The organism is Shewanella sp. 1180_01 (genome assembly GCF_052850535.1).
Map to the genome: position 1 here is coordinate 1 of NZ_VXCT01000116.1, position 2,463 is coordinate 2,463.

Below are 2,463 nucleotides of genomic sequence, written 5' to 3' on the forward strand. Positions count from 1 at the left end.
GATAAAAATATTAGCTCGTTCGCTAAGGGCGGGTCATGTCTGCAAAAAGTTTCTTTCAAAATAAGACCTTCGCCAGTACAAATTCTCAATCCGCTATTTGCATAATAAAGTGTCAACAATCAACATCGGGCTTGTTCAACACTTGGGATAAGGTCGCGGCTACGCGCGGCCTATCCTTATTTGTTATGAATATTTATTGTGTACCCATATTTTCAGTTTATCCGGACCATAGCCTGTTGATTTATATAACTCTTCGTTCTCTTGGTCACTAACTGATACAAATACGATCCGCCCAGACTCAATAATCCGTTTAGCTTCCTCAATCAATGAGAATCGTCTCGATGGAAGGGATATTTGTCGATCATCTATATATACGGCCTCACAATCATTATCGTAACTCAAGACTTCAGATTCACTCCAGCCAGTACCAATTTTATTTTCAACTATTTTAGCTGTACAATTGTTAATGATTCTAATAATATCCTGATTAACCTTTACTAGATTAAATTTGTGCTTTTTCTTGTGAAACTTATAAGTAACATATTCATTATCAATGAAGTTCTTTTTGAATTTAAGCCATGCGAATTGGCCTCCACGCCCGTCCACATTACTTAACTCATTCAAGTCAAAATCATTTCCATTACATTGAATAAAGATACTTTTATCATCGAATTTAATATTAACTTCTGTGGCTCTACCATGTTTAAATGAGTTCTGTACAGCTTCCAAGATTAAATAACTAAAGTATTTAATAAAATTATCACCATACTCATCACTTGTTACATAATATCCAAGCTTGTACTGTATTAAAAATGACATATTATGCAAATAATCATTAAGATTAATTGCATTTACTTCACCATTAGTTATTTTTATTTCATTGCCATACAAAGCATTAGTTAAAGGTAGGTTATCAGATGAAGTTGTATTGAAATCTAAATGCCCCTCACTCTGATAATAACCAATTAAATCTTTGGTTACAGTAGCAGCTTCACTAGCTGCGGCTGCCTGAGTATCTCGGTTGAATAAGTCATCACCAAAATCTGAAACGGACTTAACAACAGCCCATGGGGTATTACCAACACTAGGAACAAATCCCCAAGCTTCCATTTCGCCACCAACTACATGAGAAAAACTTTTAATAATCTCATCTCTTTTGGATGTTTTTGCGATTAGTGATTCTAAGCTAACCATTGTTCCAGTGATTACTGTCTGGATTTTATTTTTAATAAAACCCACATCAACTGAACTAGCATAAGAAGTTGCTTTATAAGATTGTCCATCAGGAAGATAGCTATCACTATTCAAAGAGATAATATCACTGGAAATGATAACATCATTTTGATTGGTGAGTTTTGGGTTACCCCAACAAAACCCAGCCAGTAATATTAGACTAGGATTGGGATTTGATTCCCTCTTAAGAAACTCTATGACCAATCTAGATATAGATTCCCTCGCTTCCATTCCTGACGTTCCTGTCAAATGAATTACAAAAACATCATTTACAAGACCTACACTACAACCCAGCGAGTTCATATTTATAACCAATTCTCGACGATGCTTTAAAACTCGATTAATGGCTTTCTTTTCGTTGTTGTTTGAGGTACATATCAAAACATAGTTATAATCGAGTACATCATAGTAGTTTTTTATTTTAATTTTAATTTTCATAGCAATACAATAATACTGAATTTCACTAATTATATAGAATAATCAGCGGGTTATAAACTGAATATTCATAACGCTTTGCCAATGGGCAAATGCGAACGTTGTTGGGCGAAGCCCAGTGAGTATTTGTCCCAGCCGCGTTGTTTGCGGCGATTTTGGGCAACTTGTTATGTGTTTATTTTTGAAACCATTTATCAATGTCTTTAGGGTTGGACTTTACATACTTTCGAATGAATAATGCAACAATAAGATAAAAGCCAGTAATGATAATTGAGCCTGCTAAAGTAATATTATCGAATGCGCCTTGAGGATAAATACTTGCTGTAGCTCCGACGCAAAACATAATGAACATGCTCCAAAATGCTACTTTCTGATTATGACTCATAATTCCACTCCATAGAAAAACACATAACATTTTATTCGTGCGCATGCGCGTTTATCACGTTAGACCAGTAAAAATGCGCACAGTTAACTATCTGTATGTAAAGAAGTTATCAGATTTTTTACAAATACACCATCCGGAAAAACGCGCATGCGCGTTTTCCAAACCTATTAACTAAGCTCAATATATTTTATCTAGTTGATTTAAAATGACTTTCAATTTTATTTTTTGGAAAAACGCGCACGGATGTTGCTCTCAAAACCCTCAAAAACTAGCGTAATACGATATGACTGTATATCTAACCAGGATTCGGCTGTTATAGAGAAGCACTAAAGTGGAGGGCTAATAGATGAGATTTTGTAGGGTAACTCTTTCGTAAAGTCCAGAACGAACAAACGTGTGCTAACAAGCTT

2 protein-coding genes are annotated in these 2,463 nt (G+C 35.0%); both read right to left on the bottom strand.

Annotation, left to right across the window (positions count from 1 at the left end):
• Positions 1-183: 183 nt before the first annotated feature.
• Entirely contained in the window at positions 184-1,671 is a 1,488-nt protein-coding gene (locus FW758_RS24270) for a hypothetical protein (RefSeq protein ID WP_446446796.1), read from the bottom strand.
• Positions 1,672-1,843: 172 nt separating this feature from the next.
• On the bottom strand, positions 1,844-2,053 hold the full coding sequence (locus FW758_RS24275) for a hypothetical protein (RefSeq protein ID WP_446446797.1): 210 nt from the start codon (positions 2,051-2,053) through the stop codon (positions 1,844-1,846).
• Positions 2,054-2,463: the final 410 nt, after the last annotated feature.

Excerpts from the sequence above, each read along its gene's own strand:
- FW758_RS24270 (WP_446446796.1), bottom strand. The coding sequence starts at position 1,671 with ATGAAAATTAAAATTAAAATAAAAAACTACTATGATGTACTCGATTAT.
- FW758_RS24275 (WP_446446797.1), bottom strand. The coding sequence starts at position 2,053 with ATGAGTCATAATCAGAAAGTAGCATTTTGGAGCATGTTCATTATGTTT.